Origin of the sequence: Streptomyces sp. NPDC059668, assembly GCF_042734135.1 — a bacterium.
Classification (GTDB): domain Bacteria; phylum Actinomycetota; class Actinomycetes; order Streptomycetales; family Streptomycetaceae; genus Streptomyces.
Genome location: NZ_JBHWEL010000086.1, coordinates 1 through 2,660 on the forward strand (window position 1 = coordinate 1; position 2,660 = coordinate 2,660).

3 protein-coding genes are annotated in these 2,660 nt (G+C 69.0%); all 3 read left to right on the forward strand.

Annotated elements, in window-relative coordinates; all coding sequences use genetic code 11:
- The first annotated feature begins 247 nt into the window (after positions 1–247).
- The 3 genes from pdxS to ACFV2J_RS36775 all read left to right on the forward strand — a co-directional run bounded on the left by pdxS (position 248) and on the right by ACFV2J_RS36775 (position 2,541).
- Positions 248–1,096: a pyridoxal 5'-phosphate synthase lyase subunit PdxS gene (pdxS, locus tag ACFV2J_RS36765; RefSeq protein ID WP_351947684.1), complete on the forward strand. Its 849-nt coding sequence runs from the start codon at positions 248–250 to the stop codon at positions 1,094–1,096.
- A gap of 12 nt (positions 1,097–1,108) precedes the next feature.
- Positions 1,109–1,711 carry a pyridoxal 5'-phosphate synthase glutaminase subunit PdxT gene (gene pdxT, locus ACFV2J_RS36770; RefSeq protein ID WP_385090039.1) on the forward strand — a complete coding sequence of 201 codons (603 nt, stop codon included), beginning with the start codon at positions 1,109–1,111 and terminating at the stop codon, positions 1,709–1,711.
- A 77-nt stretch (positions 1,712–1,788) separates the two neighbouring features.
- Positions 1,789–2,541 (forward strand): YebC/PmpR family DNA-binding transcriptional regulator, encoded by a 753-nt coding sequence (locus ACFV2J_RS36775; RefSeq protein ID WP_168527194.1) that lies wholly within the window; start codon positions 1,789–1,791, stop codon positions 2,539–2,541.
- Positions 2,542–2,660: the final 119 nt, after the last annotated feature.

Consider the following 2,660-nt stretch of genomic DNA (forward strand, 5'->3'; position numbering starts at 1 on the left):
AGGGGGCGCAGCCCCTTGGCGGGGTCTGGGGCGGAGCCCCAGGGATGGGACGGGTAGGGGCGGCGGGGGCGGAAAATGAGCCACCGGCTCCCCATTGGCCCTTGCAGTGGCCTGGTCCACTCCCGTTTCCTCGGACATGCAGAAACCCTCTTTCACCGAGTGAGGTCAACCCGTGTCCAGCACGCTCCCCACCCCCGCCCGCCCCGAAGACAACGCGGCGACCGGCACCGCCCGAGTGAAGCGCGGCATGGCCGAGCAGCTCAAGGGCGGCGTGATCATGGACGTCGTCACCCCCGAACAGGCGAAGATCGCCGAGGACGCGGGCGCCGTCGCCGTCATGGCCCTGGAGCGGGTCCCGGCCGACATCCGCAAGGACGGCGGCGTGGCCCGGATGTCCGACCCGGACATGATCGAGGGCATCATCGAGGCCGTCTCGATCCCGGTGATGGCCAAGTCCCGCATCGGCCACTTCGTCGAGGCCCAGGTCCTGCAGTCCCTCGGCGTCGACTACATCGACGAGTCCGAGGTCCTCACCCCGGCCGACGAGGTCAACCACTCCGACAAGTGGGCGTTCACCACCCCCTTCGTCTGCGGTGCCACCAACCTGGGCGAGGCCCTGCGCCGCATCGCCGAGGGCGCCGCCATGATCCGCTCCAAGGGCGAGGCCGGCACCGGCAACGTCGTCGAGGCGGTCCGCCACCTGCGTCAGATCAAGAACGAGATCGCCAGGCTGCGCGGCTACGACAACAACGAGCTGTACGCCGCGGCCAAGGAACTGCGCGCCCCGTACGAGATCGTCAAGGAGGTCGCCGAGCTCGGCAAGCTCCCGGTGGTGCTGTTCTCCGCGGGCGGCGTCGCCACTCCGGCCGACGCGGCGCTGATGCGTCAGCTCGGCGCCGAGGGTGTCTTCGTCGGCTCCGGCATCTTCAAGTCCGGCGACCCGGCCAAGCGCGCCGCCGCCATCGTGAAGGCCACCACCTTCTACGACGACCCGAAGATCATCGCGGACGCGTCCCGCAACCTGGGCGAGGCCATGGTCGGCATCAACTGCGACACCCTCCCCGAGGCCGAGCGCTACGCCAACCGCGGCTGGTAGGACAGACCACCCATGAACACCCCCGTCATAGGCGTCCTGGCCCTCCAGGGCGACGTACGGGAGCACCTCATCGCCCTGGCCGCGGCCGACGCCGTGGCCAGGGCGGTGCGGCGCCCCGAGGAACTCGCCGAGGTGGATGGCCTGGTCATCCCCGGCGGCGAGTCCACCACCATCTCCAAGCTGGCCCACCTCTTCGGCATGATGGAGCCCCTTCGCGCGCGCGTGCGTGAGGGGATGCCCGTGTACGGCACCTGCGCCGGCATGATCATGCTCGCCGACAAGATCCTCGACCCGCGTTCGGGGCAGGAGACGGTCGGCGGCATCGACATGATCGTCCGCCGCAACGCCTTCGGACGCCAGAACGAGTCCTTCGAAGCGGCGGTCGCCGTCGAGGGCGTCGAGGGCGATCCCGTGGAGGGCGTCTTCATCCGCGCCCCCTGGGTCGAGTCCGTGGGCGCGGAGGCCGAAGTGCTGGCCACGCACGAGGGGCACATCGTCGCCGTGCGCCAGGGCAACGCGCTCGCCACCTCGTTCCACCCGGAACTGACCGGGGACCACCGCGTGCACGGCCTGTTCGTCGACATGGTGCGCGCGAACCGGACACCCGGCTCCTAGTAGGATCTGGGGGTCCCCCGGGCTCCTAAGGTGTGGGGGAGTTCGTACAGGATGGGTTACGCGAAGGAGACAGGCAGATGTCCGGCCACTCTAAATGGGCTACGACGAAGCACAAGAAGGCCGTGATCGACGCCAAGCGCGGCAAGCTCTTCGCGAAGATGATCAAGAACATCGAGGTCGCGGCCCGTACGGGCGGCGCCGACGTGTCCGGCAACCCGACGCTCTTCGACGCCATCCAGAAGGCCAAGAAGAGCTCGGTCCCGAACAAGAACATCGACTCGGCGGTCAAGCGCGGCGCCGGCCTCGAAGCCGGTGGCGCCGACTACGAGACGATCATGTACGAGGGCTACGGCCCGAACGGTGTCGCGGTGCTCATCGAGTGCCTCACCGACAACCGTAACCGCGCCGCCTCGGACGTCCGCGTCGCCATGACCCGCAACGGCGGCAACATGGCCGACCCGGGTTCGGTCTCGTACCTCTTCAACCGCAAGGGCGTCGTCATCGTCCCCAAGGGCGAGCTGACCGAGGACGACGTCCTGGGTGCCGTGCTCGACGCGGGCGCCGAGGAGGTCAACGACCTCGGTGAGTCCTACGAGGTCATCTCCGAGGCGACCGACCTGGTCGCCGTGCGCACCGCCCTGCAGGACGCCGGGATCGACTACGACTCCGCCGACGCCAACTTCGTCCCGACCATGCAGGTCGAGCTGGACGAGGAGGGCGCCCGGAAGATCTTCAAGCTGATCGACGCGCTCGAGGACAGCGACGACGTGCAGAACGTCTTCGCCAACTTCGACGTCAGCGACGAGGTCATGGAGAAGGTCGACGCCTGAGCCGCCGACAGCCGAACGGGGGGGGGGGGCCCACCCCCCCGGCCCCGCCGCTGTTTTATTGGCCCCCATATCACGCTCAAAGCACGCGACCCCCCGCGGGTAGGCGGGGGTGGCTCCGA